At 63.3% G+C, this 17,848-nt stretch carries 15 protein-coding genes; 2 read left to right on the forward strand and 13 right to left on the reverse strand.

Annotated features, from left to right (window positions below; all coding sequences use genetic code 11):
• Positions 1-5: 5 nt before the first annotated feature.
• The 12 genes from murC to coq7 all read right to left on the reverse strand — a co-directional run bounded on the left by murC (position 6) and on the right by coq7 (position 14,273).
• The gene (gene murC, locus UC34_RS21725; RefSeq protein WP_044457163.1) at positions 6-1,415 is read right to left on the reverse strand and encodes a UDP-N-acetylmuramate--L-alanine ligase; all 1,410 of its coding nucleotides are present in this window, start codon (positions 1,413-1,415) and stop codon (positions 6-8) included.
• Between the two features lies 1 nt (position 1,416).
• The gene (gene murG, locus UC34_RS21730) at positions 1,417-2,520 is read right to left on the reverse strand and encodes an undecaprenyldiphospho-muramoylpentapeptide beta-N-acetylglucosaminyltransferase (RefSeq protein ID WP_084070884.1); all 1,104 of its coding nucleotides are present in this window, start codon (positions 2,518-2,520) and stop codon (positions 1,417-1,419) included.
• Positions 2,517-3,785 (reverse strand): putative lipid II flippase FtsW, encoded by a 1,269-nt coding sequence (gene ftsW, locus UC34_RS21735; RefSeq protein ID WP_044457164.1) that lies wholly within the window; start codon positions 3,783-3,785, stop codon positions 2,517-2,519. The genes murG and ftsW overlap by 4 nt, the downstream gene beginning before the upstream one ends.
• Positions 3,782-5,314: a UDP-N-acetylmuramoyl-L-alanine--D-glutamate ligase gene (murD, locus tag UC34_RS21740; protein WP_044457165.1), complete on the reverse strand. Its 1,533-nt coding sequence runs from the start codon at positions 5,312-5,314 to the stop codon at positions 3,782-3,784. The genes ftsW and murD overlap by 4 nt, the downstream gene beginning before the upstream one ends.
• Before the next feature lie 201 nt (positions 5,315-5,515).
• Complete coding sequence (mraY, locus tag UC34_RS21745) at positions 5,516-6,685, reverse strand: phospho-N-acetylmuramoyl-pentapeptide-transferase (RefSeq protein WP_044457166.1); 1,170 nt, start codon at positions 6,683-6,685, stop codon at positions 5,516-5,518.
• A 15-nt stretch (positions 6,686-6,700) separates the two neighbouring features.
• Positions 6,701-8,128: a UDP-N-acetylmuramoyl-tripeptide--D-alanyl-D-alanine ligase gene (locus tag UC34_RS21750; RefSeq protein ID WP_157123269.1), complete on the reverse strand. Its 1,428-nt coding sequence runs from the start codon at positions 8,126-8,128 to the stop codon at positions 6,701-6,703.
• Positions 8,125-9,663: a UDP-N-acetylmuramoyl-L-alanyl-D-glutamate--2,6-diaminopimelate ligase gene (locus UC34_RS21755; RefSeq protein WP_044458539.1), complete on the reverse strand. Its 1,539-nt coding sequence runs from the start codon at positions 9,661-9,663 to the stop codon at positions 8,125-8,127. The genes UC34_RS21750 and UC34_RS21755 overlap by 4 nt, the downstream gene beginning before the upstream one ends.
• Before the next feature lie 32 nt (positions 9,664-9,695).
• Complete coding sequence (locus UC34_RS21760; RefSeq protein ID WP_044457167.1) at positions 9,696-11,471, reverse strand: peptidoglycan D,D-transpeptidase FtsI family protein; 1,776 nt, start codon at positions 11,469-11,471, stop codon at positions 9,696-9,698.
• A complete protein-coding gene (gene ftsL, locus UC34_RS21765; protein ID WP_044457168.1) occupies positions 11,468-11,812 on the reverse strand; it encodes a cell division protein FtsL in 345 nt (114 codons plus the stop codon). Before ftsL ends, UC34_RS21760 begins: the two co-directional genes overlap by 4 nt.
• Entirely contained in the window at positions 11,809-12,762 is a 954-nt protein-coding gene (gene rsmH / locus UC34_RS21770; protein WP_044457169.1) for a 16S rRNA (cytosine(1402)-N(4))-methyltransferase RsmH, read from the reverse strand. Before rsmH ends, ftsL begins: the two co-directional genes overlap by 4 nt.
• A 22-nt stretch (positions 12,763-12,784) precedes the next feature.
• On the reverse strand, positions 12,785-13,213 hold the full coding sequence (mraZ, locus tag UC34_RS21775) for a division/cell wall cluster transcriptional repressor MraZ (RefSeq protein WP_044457170.1): 429 nt from the start codon (positions 13,211-13,213) through the stop codon (positions 12,785-12,787).
• Between the two features lie 418 nt (positions 13,214-13,631).
• Positions 13,632-14,273, reverse strand: coding sequence for a 2-polyprenyl-3-methyl-6-methoxy-1,4-benzoquinone monooxygenase (coq7, locus tag UC34_RS21780; protein ID WP_044457171.1), 642 nt, complete (start codon positions 14,271-14,273; stop codon positions 13,632-13,634).
• A gap of 318 nt (positions 14,274-14,591) precedes the next feature.
• Between coq7 and UC34_RS21785 the strand changes: the two genes are divergently transcribed.
• Together UC34_RS21785 and UC34_RS21790 are read left to right on the forward strand one after the other, a co-directional pair.
• Positions 14,592-15,749, forward strand: coding sequence for a porin (locus UC34_RS21785; RefSeq protein WP_044457172.1), 1,158 nt, complete (start codon positions 14,592-14,594; stop codon positions 15,747-15,749).
• Positions 15,750-15,933: 184 nt separating this feature from the next.
• A complete protein-coding gene (locus UC34_RS21790; protein ID WP_044457173.1) occupies positions 15,934-16,413 on the forward strand; it encodes a MarR family winged helix-turn-helix transcriptional regulator in 480 nt (159 codons plus the stop codon).
• Positions 16,414-16,699: 286 nt separating this feature from the next.
• On the opposite strand, the gene UC34_RS21800 is transcribed toward UC34_RS21790, so the two are convergent.
• Positions 16,700-17,809 carry an aminopeptidase gene (locus UC34_RS21800; protein ID WP_044458540.1) on the reverse strand — a complete coding sequence of 370 codons (1,110 nt, stop codon included), beginning with the start codon at positions 17,807-17,809 and terminating at the stop codon, positions 16,700-16,702.
• Positions 17,810-17,848: the final 39 nt, after the last annotated feature.

The raw sequence follows: 17,848 nt of genomic DNA on the forward strand, positions 1-17,848 counted from the left end.
TCACGTCAGACTCCTTGCTGAACTTGCAACTTGCCGGGCACCGCGCCGATGGAGCCGGCACCCATGGTGATAACGACGTCGCCCGCACGGGCGACTTGCAGAATGGCGTCGGGTAGTTGGGCGACGTCTTCCACGAAAACGGGTTCTACCTTGCCGGCGACACGCAATGCGCGCGCCAGCGCGCGGCCGTCGGCCGCCACGATGGGCGCCTCACCGGCCGAATACACCTCGCCGAGCACCACCGCATCGGCATCCGAGAGCACCTTCACGAAGTCCTCGAAGCAGTCACGCGTGCGCGTGTAGCGATGCGGCTGGAAGGCCAGTACGATGCGACGCCCCGGGAATGCCCCGCGTGCGGCGGCGAGCGTGGCCGCCATCTCGACCGGATGATGGCCGTAGTCGTCGATGAGCGTAAACGTCCCTTCGCCCCCCGACTTCGGTACGGCGATGTCGCCATATCGCTGAAAGCGTCGGCCCACGCCGTTGAATTCCGCCAGCGCCTGCTGAATGGCGGCGTCCGGCACTTCGAGTTCCGTCGCAATCGCAATCGCCGCCAGCGCATTGCGCACGTTGTGCTCGCCCGGCAAATTGAGCGCGATGTCGAGCGGCGCCGCACCCGCACCGAACTGACGCAGCACCGTGAAGCGCATCTGCCCCGCATCGGCGCGCACGTCGATGGCGCGTACCTGCGCGTCTTCCGACAGGCCATAACGCACGATCGGCTTCGAGACGAACGGCAGAATCTCGCGCACGTTCGGATCGTCCACGCACAGCACGGCGATTCCGTAGAAGGGCAGACGCTGCGTGAACGCCACGAACGACTGCTTCAGGCGGGCGAAGTCGTGACCGTACGTATCCATGTGGTCGGCATCGATGTTCGTAATGACTTCGATGACCGGATTCAGGTTCAGGAAGGAGGCATCCGACTCGTCGGCCTCGACCACGATGAAATCGCCGGTGCCGAGTTTCGCGTTCGCCCCCGCACTGTTCAGACGGCCACCGATCACGAATGTCGGGTCCAGTCCACCCTGCGCCAGCACGCTTGCCACGAGACTCGTCGTCGTCGTTTTGCCGTGGGTGCCCGCAATCGCGACCCCCTGCTTCAGGCGCATGAGTTCCGCGAGCATCAGCGCGCGCGGCACGATGGGAATCTGACGTGCACGCCCCGCGAGCACTTCGGGATTGTCTGCCGTGATGGCGGTGGAGACGACGATGGCGTCGGCGCCGTCGATGTTTTGCGCCGCATGGCCGCGAGCGATGCGCGCGCCAAGGCTGGCGAGACGCTGCGTGACCGCGTTGTCGCCGAGATCGGAGCCGCTCACCTGATATCCCAGGTTGAGCAACACCTCGGCAATGCCGCTCATGCCCGAGCCGCCAATGCCGACGAAGTGAATATGTTTGACGATGTGTTTCATTTCAATCCTTGGCCAGAGCCGCGCACACGCGCGCCACCTGTTCGGTGGCGTCCGGCTTGGCGAGCGCCCTGGCTTTCTCTCCCATCGCGAGCAGCGATTCGCGCGTCTGACGGCGCAGCCACTCGGCCAGGGTCTCGACCGACAGCTCGCGCTGATCGATCAGCGTTGCCGCGCCCTTGTCGGCGAGGAAACGCGCATTCGTTGTCTGGTGGTCGTCGACCGCATGCGGGAATGGCACAAACAGCGCCGCCACGCCGGCGGCAGCCACTTCGGCCACCGTCATGGCCCCCGCCCGGCAGATCACCAGATCCGCCCCGGCATAAGCCTCGACCATGTTGTCGATGAACGGCACCGCGTCAACCGTCACCCCCGCTGCGGCGTAGTTCGCCTGCAACGTCTGAATGTGCTTGACGCCCGCCTGATGCGTGACTTGCGGACGCACGTCGCGCGGCAGCTTCGCCAGCGCCTTCGGCACGATCTCGTTGAGCACCGTGGCGCCGAGACTCCCGCCCACGACCAGAATGCGCAGCGGGCCAGTGCGCGCGCTGTAGCGCTCGGCCGGCGGCGCCATCTCGTCGAAGTCCGCCCGGATCGGGTTACCCACCCACTCGCCGCCCGCAATGGTGTCGGGGAAGGCGAGGAGCACCTTGTCCGCCACGCGCGCAAGCACCTTGTTCGCCATGCCGGCCACTGAGTTCTGCTCATGGAGCACGAGCGGACGCCCCAGCAGCGACGCCATCATCCCTGCCGGAAACGTGATGTACCCGCCCATGCCGAGCACCACGTTCGGCCTGGCGCGGCGCACCGCACCGATGCTCTGCCAGAACGCACGCAGCAGGTTCAGCGGCAGCAGCAGCTTCGTCATCATTCCCTTGCCGCGCAGCCCGCCGAACTTCACGAACTCCATGGGGATGTCGTACTTCGGCACGAGCGTCGCTTCCATGCCGGTGGGATTGCCAAGCCAGACCACGCGCCACCCCTGCACACGCAGGAAGTTGGCGACCGCGAGCCCCGGGAAGACGTGACCGCCCGTGCCGCCGGCCATGACCAGCAGCGTGCGTGTCTTCGTCTGCGGCGCCGGCATCGCGGTAGCGCGCTCGGTCATACTTTTCCTCCCCGCATCAGCACGCGGTTTTCGTAATCCACCCGCAGCAAAATCGCCACGGCCACACAGTTGAGCAAGATGCCCGAGCCGCCGTAACTGACCAGCGGCAAGGTCAGCCCCTTGGTCGGCAGCAAGCCCAGATTCACGCCCATGTTGATGAAGGTCTGCGCCCCCAGCCACACGCCGACACCCTTGGCGAGCAAGCCGGCGAAGGTGCGCTCGAGCGCGAGTGCCTGACGACCGATCTCGAAGGCGCGGCGCACCAGCCAGTAGAACAGCAGGATCACGACCAGCACGCCCACGAAGCCGAACTCCTCGCCAATCACTGCGAGAATGAAGTCGGTATGCGCTTCGGGCAGGTAGTGCAGTTTTTCAATGCTTCCGCCAAGCCCGACGCCCGTCCACTCGCCACGCCCGAATGCGATCAGCGAGTGCGTGAGCTGGTAAGCCTTGCCCAGCGCATAGTCTTCGCGCCACGGATCGAGGTACGCGAAGATCCGCTCCCGACGCCATGGCGACAGCCAGATCAGCATCGCAAAGGTCCCCACCGCCGTGAGCGCCAGCCCGCCGAACAACCGGCCGTTCACGCCGCCGAGGAACAGAATGCCCATTGCGATGGCCGCCACGACCATGAAGGCGCCCATGTCCGGTTCGAGCAGCAGCAACATGCCGACGAAGACGACCGCAATGCCCATCGGCAGGAAGCCCTTGCCGAAGCTCTGCATGAATTCCTGTTTGCGCACCGTGTAATTCGCGGCGTACAGCGTGACGGCGAGCTTCATGATCTCCGACGGCTGCAGGTTGAGCACGCCGAACGGAATCCAGCGCTTCGAGCCGTTCACCCCCTTGCCCACGTGCGGGATCAGCACGATCACCAGCAACAGCAATGCCAGCAGGAAGAGCTTTGGCGCGAGCCGATCCATCGTCTTGACGGGAATCCGGAACGTGACCACTGCCGCGACCAGCCCGATCGTGAGCGAGATCACGTGACGGCCGAGGAAGTGATAGGTGGAGTAGCCGCTGTACTTCGGTGAGTCCGGCAGCGCGACCGATGCCGAATACACCATGATCAGTCCCAGCGACAACAACGAAATCACCACCCACACCAGCGCATGATCGTATTCGAGCATGCGCGAGCGCGTCGGCTTGATACTGCCGAGCGTGCGATTGGCGGCGGACGTCGCCGCGCCCGGCGCGGTGGCCGTGCCCGCACCGGCGAAGCCGGCCTGACGCTTCTTGCTGAAGAACGACTTGATACGGTTCATAGCATCACCCCCGCGTCGGCGGCCAGATCAACCACGGTGTCGCGAAACACTTGCGCGCGATGCTCGTAGTTGCGGAACATGTCGAAGCTCGCGCAGGCCGGCGAGAGCAGCACGGCGTCGCCGGGCTGCGCCAGCTTCGCCGCTTCGCGAGTAGCGTCTTCGAGTGTCGGTGCGTCGATCAGGTCCACGCCGGTATCCGTGAGGGCTTCGCGCAGCAGCGGTGCGTCGCGGCCGATCAGCAGCACGGCGCGCGCATGATGCGCGACCGGGTTGGCCAACGGCGAGAAGTCCTGTCCCTTGCCGTCGCCGCCGAGGATCAGCAGCAACGTCTTCTCCAGCCCGGTGATGGCCGCGACGGTCGCACCGACGTTGGTGCCCTTGCTATCGTCGTAGAACTCGACTTCGTTGATGGTGGCGACGAGTTGCACGCGGTGCGGCTCGCCCGGGTACTCACGCAGACCATGCAGCAGCTTGGCCAGCGGCAGGTCGATCGCGCGCGTGAGGGCGAGCGCCGCCAGCGCGTTCGCCGCGTTGTGCTGGCCGCGAATGCGCAGCGCGTCGGCCGGCATCAGTCGCTTGCCCAGCACTTCGACCGTCGCTTCGGCTGCGGCGCCGGCCTTGCTGCGGCGTTTCGGGGCGGGCGGCGCGTCGTCGCGCGTGAAGCCTTCGACCAGCCACGACATGCCGCCTTCCATCTCGAGTCCGAAGTCGCCCACCGCATCGGGCTTGCCCGTGCCGAACGTCACGACATTGGCCTCGGGCGAGGCGAAGGCGATCACGCGGGCATCGTCGCGATTGAGCACGCGCACCGTGTGCTCACCGAAAATGCGCGCCTTGGCGTTGGCGTAGGCGTCCATGTCGCCATGCCAGTCCAGATGGTCCTGCGTGATATTGAGAATCGCCGCCGCGTCGGGCGCGAGAGAGTACGTCGTCTCCAACTGGAAGCTGGAGAGTTCGAGCACCCAGACGTCGGGCAGCGACGCATCGGCGATGCATTCGCTGAGACGGTCGAGCGCGGTCGGACTGATATTGCCGGCCACCGCCGTGCGCTTTCCGGCGCGACGGCACAGCAGCCCGGTCAGGCTCGTGGTCGTGGTCTTGCCGTTCGTGCCGGTAATGGCGAGTACCTTCGGCGCGTATCCGCTCGTCGACTGCATGTGACGCAGCGCCTGTGCGAAGAACTCGATTTCGCCCCACACCGCAATGCCACGCTCGGCGGCCACCGCCAGTAGCGCCGCCACGTCTGCGGCCAGCGGCGACAACCCTGGGCTGATGCCAATGAGGTCGATATCGGCGAGCAATGCGTCGATCTGGTCCGCAAACGCCCCGCCGACGAACTCCGCCTGCGGCGCTTCCGCGCGCAGGGTCGCAACGTTCGGCGGTGTCTCCGACGACGCAAAGCGCGTGTCGGCCGCGCGCACTCGGCAGCCGTAACGCGCGCACCAACGCGCCATCGCCAGGCCGGACTCTCCCAGACCCAGGATCAGGACACGCGGTTGCCAGGATTCACCAAACTTCTCGCCGAACACGTCGCTCTTTCCTTTTAATCGATTCAAACAACCTACGAATGCATCGCTTCAACGACACCGATCTCCTGCTATCGGCGCGAGCGGCCTTACCTTTAGTCCTACTTTGCTTCGGTCCAACTTTGCGCGAAAGCGACTTCGCATCTCTGCGACGTCGCCGTCTCGTCTTCTACGTCCGTTGCCTGCCGTGTCCCTATCGTGTCGTCAACGCAGCTTCAGCGTCGACAGACCGATGAGCACCAGCATCAGCGTGATGATCCAGAAGCGGACCACCACCTGTGTTTCCTTCCATCCCGACAATTCGAAGTGGTGATGCAGCGGCGCCATCTTGAAGATGCGGCGCCCTTCGCCGAATCGCTTCTTGGTGTACTTGAACCAGGTCACCTGCAGCATCACGGAAATCGTTTCGGCGACGAACACGCCGCCCATCACGAAAAGCACGACTTCCTGACGCACGATGACAGCCACTGTGCCGAGCGCGCCGCCGAGTGCCAGTGCCCCCACGTCGCCCATGAAAACCTGCGCCGGGTGCGTGTTGAACCAGAGGAACGCGAGCCCCGCACCCGACATCGCCGAACAGAACACGAGCAACTCGCCCGCGCCCGGAATGTGGGGGAACAACAGGTACTTCGAGTAGACGACGTTGCCCATGACATAGGCGAACACGCCGAGCGCCGCGCCCACGAGCACGACCGGCATGATCACCAGCCCATCGAGACCGTCGGTGAGGTTAACGGCGTTGGACGAGCCTACGATGACAAAGTAAGTGAGCGCGATGAAGCCGAACACGCCCAGCGGGTAGCTCATCGTCTTGAAGAACGGCACGATGAAGTCCGCCTTGGGCGGCAGATCGAGCGGGAAACCGTTGCGCACCCAGCTGATGAACAACTCGAACACCTTGAGGTTGCTCGTCTCCGAGACCGAGAACGCCAGATAGATCGCCGCGAACAGGCCGATGATCGACTGCCAGAAATACTTTTCGCGCGACGACATGCCGCGCGGATCCTTGTAGACCACCTTCCGGTAGTCGTCGATCCAGCCGATGATGCCGAAACCGAGCGTGACGAGCAGCACGATCCAGATGAAACGATTGCTCAGATCCGCCCAGAGCAGCGTGGCGACGGTAATGCCAATCAGGATGAGCACGCCGCCCATGGTGGGCGTACCCGACTTCACCAGGTGGGTCTGCGGGCCGTCGGTACGCACGGCTTGTCCCACCTTCATTTCGGCGAGCTTGCGAATGACCATCGGCCCGAACGAGAGCCCGATCACCAGCGCCGTGAGGCTTGCCATCACGGCCCGAAACGTCAGGTAGTTGAACACGCGCAAATAGCTCGCATCCGCTTGCAGCCATTGCGCCAACGTCAGCAGCATTCCATCAATCCTTTATCACTTGGCCGGGGCGTCGCCGCCCCCGCCTTCACTCGTCGCGCGCAACTGTTCGAGCACGCGCTCCATCCGCATGAAGCGGCTTCCCTTCACCAACACCGTCGCTGGCGCACTTAACGTGGCGTTCAACGCCGCCACCAGCGGCGCCACATTGGTCACATCCGAAAAATGTTCGCCGCCGTCGCCGAAAGCGGCAACGCTCGCCGGCGTTTGCTCGCCCATGGCCAGCAGACGATCGATACCGCGCTGTGCGGCGTATTCGCCCACCTCGCGATGAAATGCGGGCCCGTTGTCACCGACTTCACCCATGTCGCCCAACACCAGAACGCGCGGTGCAGGCGTTTGCGCGAGTACGTCGATTGCGGCCCGTACGGAATCGGGGTTCGCATTATAGGTGTCGTCGATCAACGTGACACCTGCCAGAGGTCCCTTTGACAGCGTGGACACCTGGAGACGGCCTTTGACGGCGGAAAACGCTTCGAGTGCCCGCACAATCGAGCCGATATCGACATGCGCCCCCAACGCACAGGCAATTGCCGCCAGGGCATTGCGCGCGTTGTGCTCTCCGAGCAACGGCAATGTGAGCGAAAACTCGCCGGCGGGCGAGGCCACGCGCAACACGCGGGTCGCCACGTCGTAACGGCCCGAGACGGCCGCACGCATGTCCAGCGCGAAGTCGAGCACGCGGCGCTGATTTGTCCGCTGATTCGCGACTTCGCGCCACATCGGGGCGAATTCACTGTCCGCGGGGAAAACGGCCACACCGTCGTCGGACAGCGCCGCGAGCACGGCCGAATGTTCTTCGGCCACGGCGGCCACGCTCACCATGAACTCCTGATGTTCGCGCTGCGCGTTATTGATGACGGCCACCGTCGGCTGGGCGATCTTCGCGAGGTACGCCGTCTCGCCCGGATGGTTCATGCCGAGTTCGAGCACGGCCAGCTTGTCGCCGTCGTTCAGACGAAACACGGTCAACGGCAGACCGATGTCGTTGTTGAAGTTGCCCGCCGTCGCCAGACGCGCCTGCGCGCCCACCGCCTCGGCAAAGATGGCCGAGATCATTTCCTTGACGGTCGTCTTGCCGTTGCTGCCGGTCACCGCGACCACGGGAATGGCAAAGCGCCGCCGCCACGCCGCGGCCATCTCGCCCAGCGCGATGCGCGTGTCAGGCACGATCAGCGCCGGCGTTGCGAAAGCTTCCGGCACGTGCGTCGCCACCACGGCAGCCGCGCCTGCGCGCGCCACGTCGGCCAGGAAGTCGTGCGCATCGAAACGCTCACCCTTGAGCGCCACGAAGAGATCGCCGGGCTGGACCGAGCGGCTGTCCGTCACGATGCGCGAGAACGCCGTCGACGGCTCGCCAAGCACCTGCGAATCGGCGACGGCGGCTTTGGCGTCGCTCAGTTGCCACATGATCGTTTGCGTCATTCGCCACCTCCGCGCACCGTCGTCGCACGTGCAGCGAGTGCCAGACGCGCGTGCTCCTGATCGGAGAACGGCCGCTTCTTGCCCATGATTTCCTGTGTACTTTCGTGCCCTTTGCCCGCAACGAGCACGACATCTGCCGGCTGCGCACCGCGCACGGCCTGAAGAATCGCGCTGGCGCGATCTTCGATGCGACGTGCCGCGTCGGGGCGAGTCAGACCGGCGGCGATCTGCGCCATGATGTCTGTCGGCACCTCGGTGCGCGGGTTGTCGCTCGTGAGCACGACGGCATCCGCCAGACGCTCGGCCACCGCGCCCATTTGCGGACGCTTGCCCGCATCGCGATCTCCACCGCAGCCGAACACGCACACGAGCTTGCCGCCACGCGCCTGCGTCACGGGGCGCAACGCGGCAAGCGTCTTGTCCAGCGCATCGGGTGTGTGCGCGTAGTCGATGACCACCAGTGGCTGCCCCGGCTGCCCGATCTGCTCCATGCGACCGGAGACGGGTTCGAGCGTGGCGAGACCGGCAATGGCGGCGTCCTGTGCGACACCCGCAGCAAGTGCCGCGCCCAGCACGGCCAGCGCATTGCTGATGTTGAACTCGCCGATCAGCGGCACGGTGACCTGCTGACTCTGGTCGTCGATATGCAGCGTGAAACGCGTACCGGCAGTCGTCGCGCGAATATCCTCGGCGCGCAATACGCGGTTGCCGTGCGACGACGTCGCGCTACCGTGCAGACCGTACTCGAAGACTGGCGTCTTGCCCGCCAGACGCGCGAGCAAACGTTGCCCCATCGCGTCGTCGCGATTGATGACCGCGGCCTTCAGCCCCGGCCAGTCGAACAGGCGCGCCTTGGCTGCCTCGTATTCGGCCATCGTGCCGTGGTAGTCGAGGTGGTCCTGCGTCAGATTGGTGAAAATGGCGACATCGAACGCGACGCCGTTGACTCGCCCCTGATACAGACCGTGCGACGACACCTCCATCGCGATCGCCGCAGCGCCTTGCGCGCGCAGATCGTCCAGGCTTCGCTGGAGCTGGACGGCATCGGGCGTCGTAAACCCCGTCACCGTGAGATGCCCCGGGAATCCGCTGCCCAGCGTACCGATTACGGCGCTGCGCACACTCATTTTGGTCAGCAGTTGCGCCAGCCATTGGCTGCACGATGTCTTGCCGTTGGTCCCCGTCACGCCCAGCATCGTCATGCCGACACTCGGCTCGCCGTACCACAGCGCCGCGAGCGGGCCTGCAAGCCAGTCCAGACGCGGCACGCCGAACTGCGGCACGCCTGCGAGGCTGCTGAGCGATGCGGGCCACGTGAAGTCGTCCGTCTGCCAGAGTACGGCGGCGGCGCCACGTTCCACGGCGTCGGCAATGAACCCCCGGCTGTCGGCGCCCTTGACCGCGTAGGCGACGAACACGTCCCCCGGCGCGACGCGACGGCTATCGGCATGCAGCGTTGCCGTGGCCGGCACCGTGCGGCGCAGCCAATCCCATGCCTGCGCGAGCGAGGCACGATCGGCGGCATCCGCGATCATCGCGAACGTGGCGGGATTTTGCGGCGTCGGCGTCACGGTGCCCATGGCTCGCTCTCCTCCACCTTGTCGCTCACGACGAGCTTGGTCACCGGCGAATCCGGCACCACATTCAATGCACGCAGCGTACCGCCCACGATCGACGCGAACACCGGGCCCGCGGCCACGCCACCGTAGTGCGATCCGCGCCCCGGCTCGTCGAGCGTGACCGCCACGATGATGCGCGGCTCGGACATCGGCGCCATGCCGACGAACGATGCGCGGTACTTGCTCTTGTCGTATCCCCGACCCGATTGCTTGTACGCCGTACCGGTCTTGCCGCCGACGCGATAGCCGATGACCTGTGCACGCGTGGCCGTGCCGCCCGGCGACGTCACCATTTCCAGCATCTTGCGCACTTCGCGCGCGGTGGCCGGCGAGATCACCTGGGTTCCCTTCACGACGCTGCCGTCCGTCTTGTAGATGGAGATGGGAAGCAATTCGCCGTCATGTGCGAAGACGGTGTACGCGCGGGCCAACTGAATCAGCGACGCCGACAGGCCGTAGCCATACCCCATCGTCGCCTGCTCGATCGGACGCCAGCTCTTGGCCGGACGCAAACGTCCCGCCACCGCGCCCGGGAAACCGAGTTTCGGCGCCTGTCCGAGACCGACGCTGGTGAACATGTCCCACATTTCCTGCGGCTTCATCTGCAACGCAATCTTGGCGGTGCCGATGTTGCTCGACTTCTGGATGACGCCGGCCACCGTCAGCAAGCCGTAATCGTGCGTGTCGGTAATGTTGGCGCCGAAGAAATTGGCACGTCCCGTGGTCATCACCGTCGACGTCGGCTTCACGTAACCGTTCTCGATGGCCGCCGCGATGGTGATCGGCTTCATGATCGAGCCAGGCTCGAAGGTGTCGGTAATGACGCGATTGCGCAACTGCGCGCCCGTCAGGTTCGTACGGTTGTTCGGGTTGTAGGTCGGCAAATTGACGAGCGCGAGCACTTCGCCCGTGCGCACGTCGAGCACCACGGCGCTGCCAGCCTTCGCGCCCGTGCGCTCGATGGCGTCCTTGAGTTCGCTGTAGGCGAGGAACTGGATCTTGCTGTCGATCGAAAGGGTAATATCGTGGCCGTCGCGCGGCTGCGCCAGAATGTCGAGGTCCTCGACCACACGACCGAGACGATCCTTGATCACGCGGCGGCTACCCGGCGTGGCGGCCAGGTCCTTCTGCATCGAAAGCTCGACACCTTCCTGACCGATATCCTCGACGTTCGTAAAGCCGACCACGTGCGCGGCGATTTCGCCCTCGGGGTAGAAGCGCTTGTACTCCTTGCGCTGATACACGCCCGGAATATCGAGATCCGCGACCTGCTTGGCGACGTCCGGCAAGACTTGCCGCTTCACATAGACGAAGCTCTTTTCCTGATTGAACTTGCGACGCAGATCCGGCTCGCTCATCTCGAGCAGGCGGGCAAGCTTGCGCACCTGATCGGCCGAAACATCGTCGGGCACATCTTCCGGAATTGCCCAGATGGCCTTGACCGGCAGGCTCGTGGCAAGCACCTGTCCGTTACGGTCGAACACTTTCCCGCGCGTGGCGGACATCTCCAGTGTGCGTTCGTAACGGCTCTCGCCCTGACGCTGATAGAAGGCGTTGCCAGGCCCCTGAATCCAGAATGCGCGCGCGACCAGCGATGCAAAGGCACCGAAGATCACGAAGACGAGCATCTTGGAGCGCCACATCGGCAGACGCACGGACAGGACCGGGCTGGCAGAGAACTGCACATCCTTGGTCTTGGCCTTGGCGTCTTTGCGGCGAATCATCGCTTGCCTCCGCTGGCAGGCGCCGACGCGGCGCTCGCCGTGGGCACCGGCACATCGACCATCGCGCCGGAGCCACCGGCGGGGGCGGACAGATACTGCGTACGACCCGGCGAGACGGCCTGCATCTTCAGGTCGCTGCGAGCCACGCTCTCGATACGGGCGCTCTTGCTCTGTGCACTCTGTTCGTACTGGAGACGGTCCCAGTCCTGCAGCAACTGATGCTCGAGCGCCTGCTCGCGGTTCAGTTCGACGAACGTGCCGCGTGCGCGGTACTGCGCATTGATCAGTGAGAGCGCACAGCCGATGAGCAGCGCGAGCAGGAGGATATTGAGCCGGCTCATGACGACACCCGCTCCATCACACGCATGATTGCCGAGCGCGAACGCGGGTTCGCTTCGATCTCGGCGTCCGACGGCTTGATCTTTCGACTGGCCTTGAACGGCGGCTCGGGAATCTCGTGGGCGCGCAAAGGCACGCGGCGATCCACCGCCGGCGCGCTCGAGCGCGCTTGCATGAAGCGCTTCACGATACGGTCTTCCAGCGAATGAAAGCTGATCGCCACGAGTCTGCCTCCCGTTTCGAGGACATCGGCCGCCACATCCAGTGCTATCTGCAAGTCCGCAAGCTCTTGATTGACGTGAATCCGTAAAGCCTGAAAGGTACGTGTTGCCGGGTCCTTGCCCTTCTCACGGGTTTTGACGGCGCCCGCCACGATCGCGGCAAGCTCGCGTGTACTGACGAGAGGCCCGAGGCGGTCGGCGTCTGCCCGGCGAGCAACAAGCGCCTTTGCAATCTGAAAAGCAAACCGTTCTTCCCCATAGTCCTTGATGACCTCCGTCATTTCTTCCAGCGTTGCCCGAGCCAGCCAGTCGGCGGCCGACTCGCCGCGCGTGGGATCCATGCGCATGTCGAGCGGGCCGTCGAAACGGAAACTGAATCCGCGCGCGGGGTCGTCGAACTGCGGCGACGAAACGCCCAGATCCAGCAAAACGCCCGACACCTTCTCAATGCCTTGCCGGGCCATCGCTTCGCGCAACGTCGCGAAGCTGTCGTGCTCAATCGAAAATCGCGGATCGGCAATCTTTGCCGCCTCCGCGATCGCTTGAGGGTCCTTGTCGAACGCGATCAGTCTGCCCTTGGGGCCCAGCCGTTCGAGCAGCCTGCGACTGTGCCCGCCGCGGCCGAACGTGCCGTCGACGTATACGCCATCGTCGCGCCACAGCAAGGCATCCACGGCCTCCTCCAGCAGGACCGTGCGGTGCTGCATTACCGTTTCCACCGCTTGCGCCATGCTCGTCGGACCACCTGATCTGTCAAAAAGTGAAGTTCCTCAGTGCCTCCGGCATGCCCTGCGCCATCGCCGCCTGTTCCTTGGCGGCATATGTCGCGGCATCCCAGAGTTCGAAATGACTGCCCATGCCCAGCAGCATGACTTCCTTGTCCATGCCCGCGGCCGCACGCAACTCCGGCGCCACCAGGACACGGCCCGCCGAATCCATCTCGACATCGGCCGCGTTGCCCAGAAAAATGCGTCGCCACCAGTGCGCGTCCATCGGCAGTGCGGCGATCTTGCCGCGGAAGATCTCCCATTCGGGACGCGGGAACAGCAGCAGACAGCCATCCGGATGCTTGGTGATCGTCACCTTGCCTTCAGCGTCGCCCTGAAGCACGTCACGGTGCCGGGCCGGAATCGACATCCGTCCCTTTGCATCCAGTGAAAGTGCCGAGGCTCCCTGAAACACATGCGCTCCTGTGAGGTTTCGTCCGCCTGCCCGTCATGCCGAAAGAGAAAGATTTTGTGCCCTACGCCACACAAAAATACACTTTCTCACACTATTTCCCACTTTAGAGGAGAGTGTATGGCCGGTCAAGCGTTTCGCCCGTTTTTCGAAGGGAATTTGGTAGTCAGAACAATGACTTAGCTCACTTTCCTAAAGCGAGAAAACGGAATTTTGTCAGGAAAATTAAAGACATAAGTGCGATAGTGAAAGTGGAACCTCATATTTCAGGCATCGCCTCGCGGGAGGCCCGCCATCACTATCGATACCGGGTAGTGCGCGCTCACGCCGAGCCAAAACGATGCCGTCGTTGGCCGTTGCGCGAAACGCGAGGAGGTCGACTCAGGAGGTAGGGGTCTTTCGGGGGGACGTTCCGAACACACTATATATAGTAGGCCGTCGTCGTCATGACTTTGGCGGCGGCACGCATCACGCGCTGCACGGGGACCGGCAATTCCACGCCACCCGCGTCGCGCGCGGCCTGACCGTGCTCGATCTCGTCGGCGCGCATCTGATCGACGATGGCGCGGGAGCGTAAATCGTGCGGCGGCAGCGCGTCCAGATGACTGTCCAGATGGTGCTCCACCTGGCGCTCCGTCTCCGACATGAAGCCAAGGCTCACTTTGTCACCGCACTTGCCGGCGACAAAGCCGATCGCAAACGCGCCGGCGTACCACAGCGGATTGAGCAGGCTTGGGCGCGAACCCAATTCGGTCAGGCGGTGCGCCGTCCAGGCCAGATGGTCTTCTTCCTCCTTGCCGGCATGCTCGAAGGCGCGCCGTAGTTCAGGACGCTTCGTTGCCAGTTTCTGTGCCTGGTACAACGCCTGCGCACAGACCTCACCGACATGGTTGACCCGCATCAGTCCGGCCACGTGGCGACGCTCCTCCGACGTCAGCGCGTCATCGGCGGGATCGCTACGGGTAGCGGGTACGGCCGCGGGAGTCGGACGGGAAGCTTGCGTGACGCCTGCGATCGCGCGCAGGCCACGGTCAAGTTCGGAAATCAGGCTATCGGAGAACATCGTACTTTCAACTCGCTTCAATCTTTCACTATGTGGAACGTTGGACGATTCTTTCGCGTCTGCCGCCGATGATACGCCCCTTTATCCGGCGCGCCTTGCGCGGGCGCAAACGCGCGAAATCCCCGCCGGACGCCGGTTTCCACGATGTTGCGTAAACGAAACAAAACCCGTCGCAAACCCGCGTAAAACCGGCCTTTTCCTTTGCCGCCCAAAGTGAATTTGTTACATTACGTCCAACTTCTCGCGAAGTTGATTAGCAAGGACGTTATCACTAGTGACCTTGTTAAACAAATCTCACAATCCTTTGGAGATCACTCAATGAAAAAGTCGCTTCTCGCTCTGGGTGTGCTCGGCGCATTCGCTGGCGCTGCTCACGCACAAAGCAGCGTGACCCTGTACGGTATCATCGACGCTGGCCTGCAATACGTCAGCAAGACCGGTGGTAACCTGGCTGGCACGGGCAACACCTCGAAGAACTTCCAGTTCGCTAACGGCAACCTGCAAGGTTCGCGTTGGGGCCTGAAGGGTGCTGAAGACCTCGGTGGCGGCCTGAAGGCGATCTTCGTCTTGGAAAACGGCTTCAACCTGGGTTCGGGCACGCTGGGTCAAAACGGCCGCATGTTCGGTCGTCAAGCCTACGTTGGTCTGAGCAGCGCAACGGCTGGTACGCTGACCATCGGTCGTCAGTACGACTCCGTGGTTGACTTCGTTGGTCCGTACGCTTCGGGTAGCCAGTGGTCGACGTTCGCGGGTGCTCACCCGTTCGACAACGACAACCTGAACAACTCGTTCCGCGTCAACAACTCGGTCAAGTACACGACGGTCAACTACAACGGCTTCAGCGCCGGCGGTATGTATGGCTTCTCGAACTCGGCTAACAACGGTTCGACCGGTTCGGGCTTCGCCAACAACCGTGCTTACTCGTTCGGTCTGGGCTACGCTAACGGCCCGGTGTCGTTCGGTGCAGGCTACTTGTACCTCGGTTCGCCGGCTAGCAACTCGACCGGTGTGATCAACAACGGTGGCGATGCTACGACCCCGATGACGCTCGGCGGCCTGGTTGCCAGCGACAAGGCATGGATCGCATCGGCAGGCGGTTCGTACGCCTTCGGTCCGGCCACGCTGGGTCTGGTCTACGCACACAGCGTGTACCAATACGTTGGTGGCGGCAGCTGGAAGTTCGACAACGCCGAACTGAACGCCAAGTACATGCTGACCCCGGCACTGCAACTGGGCGCATCGTACACGTACACGTGGTCGACGATCGCTCTGGCAGGCAACAGCGGTTCGCCGAAGTACCACCAAGTCAACCTGGGCGTCGACTACTTCCTGTCGAAGCGCACGGACACGTACCTGGTTGGTCTGTGGCAACACGCCAACAACGACGCTCCTGGCGGCGCATCGTTGAACGGCCTGGGCTTCTCGAACAGCTCGAACCAGTTCGCTGTTACGGCCGGTATCCGTCACAAGTTCTAAGCTGACAGTTTCTGTCACTTAGGCTTTGACGAAAGGGCACCTTCGGGTGCCCTTTTTTTATTGTCTCGCAGCGTTTCGAAACAACAACTCGCGCGAGCGCAGTGTCCTCGTGTCGCCCCTAGCTTGACCGCACGTTTATTTCAAACCTAAAATTTCCACATTGTAAATTTCTCTTCTCGTGACCATGAGCCTCGCCGAATCCGACTCTCTCGATCTCGAAACGCGAGCCCACGACCGCGAGCATGATGCGCTGCGTCTCTGGCTGCGCCTGCTCACGTGCGCCAACCTGATAGAGACGGATATCCGCTCGCGCCTGCGTCAGGAGTTCGACTGCACGCTGCCGCGCTTCGACTTGCTTGCCCAGTTGGACCGACATCCCGAAGGACTCAAGATGGGCGAGCTGAGCAAACGGATGATGGTCACCGGGGGAAACGTCACCGGCATTACCGATCAATTGGAGAAAGAGGGCTGGGTGACGCGTGAAACCGTGGTCAACGACCGGCGTGCTTTCCTGATCAAGCTCACGCCACGCGGGAAAAAGGCCTTTTCCAACATGGCACGTGCCCACGAGCAATGGATCGAGCAACGCCTGGGCCGATTGCCGGAGGAACAGCGGCAGCAGCTTTATCTGTTGCTCGGGGATTTGAAGGCGGTGATCGCCTGACGGGGGCATCTCATGCGTCAGGTCTTGCTGTCTGCGCGAGGCACCACGCCGCGCTTGGCGGCAAACCTGCGCCTGGCTTGCCTGCGTTGGGATACGCCGCGGCGTTCGAAGGTGTGATTGCCCGGCGAGGTCGTCTCATGCAGCAAACCCTGATATCGGCAAGGCGCGTCGCGTGAGATCAGCGCAAGACGTGCTTGCGACCGGTCTCGCCCCGCCAGAAGCCGAGGCTTGCCACCCGTGATGCCGGTGAAGGTCATAAGACAGCCGGGCTGTCGTCTCACGCGACCTACCGGCTCGCTCGTGCCGGCGCATCTAGCAGGACCCTTGCCGCAGCCGCTCCGGGCGTCGCGTCCAGCGCAGTCAGCACCGCGTTGCGCTCGGGCTCCGACCGCTTCGACATCGCCTTGACCGCCGCATAGAACTTTGGCAAATCGTCGTCCTTCTGAGCCAGTAGCGCCATGAACGCCGGCACCCATTGGTTATAGGTGGCGAAGGACCCGATCTTCGCATTGTTCAGATCGCTGGCAAACCATAAGTCGAATCCCCGGTAGCCACCCCACGATGCCTTGAGCGCTTCATAGTCGGCACGCATGCGAGCGAACAACGCTTCCTTGCTCGCCATCTTTTGGGCATCAGACTCCGGGCCTCCATACAGCAACTCGAGACGCTTCCGATACCCGTCCACCAACTTCCGAAACTCACGACGGTGCAAATCATAACGCTCATATTCGATCGCGGCATCCGGATGCGCAGCCAGCCAGCGGCGCACGCCCACCGTTTCCACTGTCACGGCAAAGGACTCATTGAACGCCGTATCGCCGCGGACGAACAGTATCTGATGCGCGAGCTCATGGAAGATCATGCGTGCCACTTCGGCCCGCGGGAGATAGATGAACGTGTTTAGGAGCGGGTCATCGAAATAGCCCAGCGTCGAATAGGCGGGAATCCCCGCCACAAAAGTCTCCCAGCCCTCTCGATGCAGTGCTGCGGCATAAGCCTCGGCGGATTCGCGAGAGTAATAGCCACGATACTCAACGCATCCAACGACAAGAAGACAAGACTCGTGAAGTTTCAGCGATAGCGCCGGAGCAGCAAAGACGTTGTAGACGACAAATGGCCGCTTCAGGTCGGCGTAGCTACGATAGCTTCCATTGTCGGGCTCGCCCAGCACCGAGACCGCATAGCTTCTGATTTGCTCAGCCTCGATCAGACGCGTACGAAGGCGAGGGTCGATCGCCGGGTCGGCCAGCAGATCAGACACCGGCTTCGCCGTATGCAAGACCGTAAAATGCCCGTTAATCGACTGGGCGTAATAGCCGACCTGCCCGCAGCCGGAGAGCGCGAGACCCATCCCGCACACGACGATAATGCTGATCGTCCGCCACGTCTGGCGCATGCGCATCAAAAACGCAATCGACATGGCTAGGCTCCCCCG

This window comes from Pandoraea vervacti, from assembly GCF_000934605.2.
Taxonomy (GTDB): Bacteria; Pseudomonadota; Gammaproteobacteria; order Burkholderiales; family Burkholderiaceae; genus Pandoraea; species Pandoraea vervacti.

Excerpts from the sequence above, each read along its gene's own strand:
- murG (WP_084070884.1), bottom strand. The coding sequence starts at position 2,520 with ATGACCGAGCGCGCTACCGCGATGCCGGCGCCGCAGACGAAGACACGC.
- murC (WP_044457163.1), bottom strand. The coding sequence starts at position 1,415 with ATGAAACACATCGTCAAACATATTCACTTCGTCGGCATTGGCGGCTCG.
- UC34_RS21790 (WP_044457173.1), top strand. The coding sequence starts at position 15,934 with ATGAGCCTCGCCGAATCCGACTCTCTCGATCTCGAAACGCGAGCCCAC.
- ftsW (WP_044457164.1), bottom strand. The coding sequence starts at position 3,785 with ATGAACCGTATCAAGTCGTTCTTCAGCAAGAAGCGTCAGGCCGGCTTC.
- UC34_RS21755 (WP_044458539.1), bottom strand. The coding sequence starts at position 9,663 with ATGATCGCGGATGCCGCCGATCGTGCCTCGCTCGCGCAGGCATGGGAT.
- UC34_RS21750 (WP_157123269.1), bottom strand. The coding sequence starts at position 8,128 with ATGACGCAAACGATCATGTGGCAACTGAGCGACGCCAAAGCCGCCGTC.
- UC34_RS21800 (WP_044458540.1), bottom strand. The coding sequence starts at position 17,809 with ATGCGCCAGACGTGGCGGACGATCAGCATTATCGTCGTGTGCGGGATG.
- mraY (WP_044457166.1), bottom strand. The coding sequence starts at position 6,685 with ATGCTGCTGACGTTGGCGCAATGGCTGCAAGCGGATGCGAGCTATTTG.
- UC34_RS21760 (WP_044457167.1), bottom strand. The coding sequence starts at position 11,471 with ATGATTCGCCGCAAAGACGCCAAGGCCAAGACCAAGGATGTGCAGTTC.
- UC34_RS21785 (WP_044457172.1), top strand. The coding sequence starts at position 14,592 with ATGAAAAAGTCGCTTCTCGCTCTGGGTGTGCTCGGCGCATTCGCTGGC.
- coq7 (WP_044457171.1), bottom strand. The coding sequence starts at position 14,273 with ATGTTCTCCGATAGCCTGATTTCCGAACTTGACCGTGGCCTGCGCGCG.
- rsmH (WP_044457169.1), bottom strand. The coding sequence starts at position 12,762 with ATGGCGCAAGCGGTGGAAACGGTAATGCAGCACCGCACGGTCCTGCTG.
- ftsL (WP_044457168.1), bottom strand. The coding sequence starts at position 11,812 with ATGAGCCGGCTCAATATCCTCCTGCTCGCGCTGCTCATCGGCTGTGCG.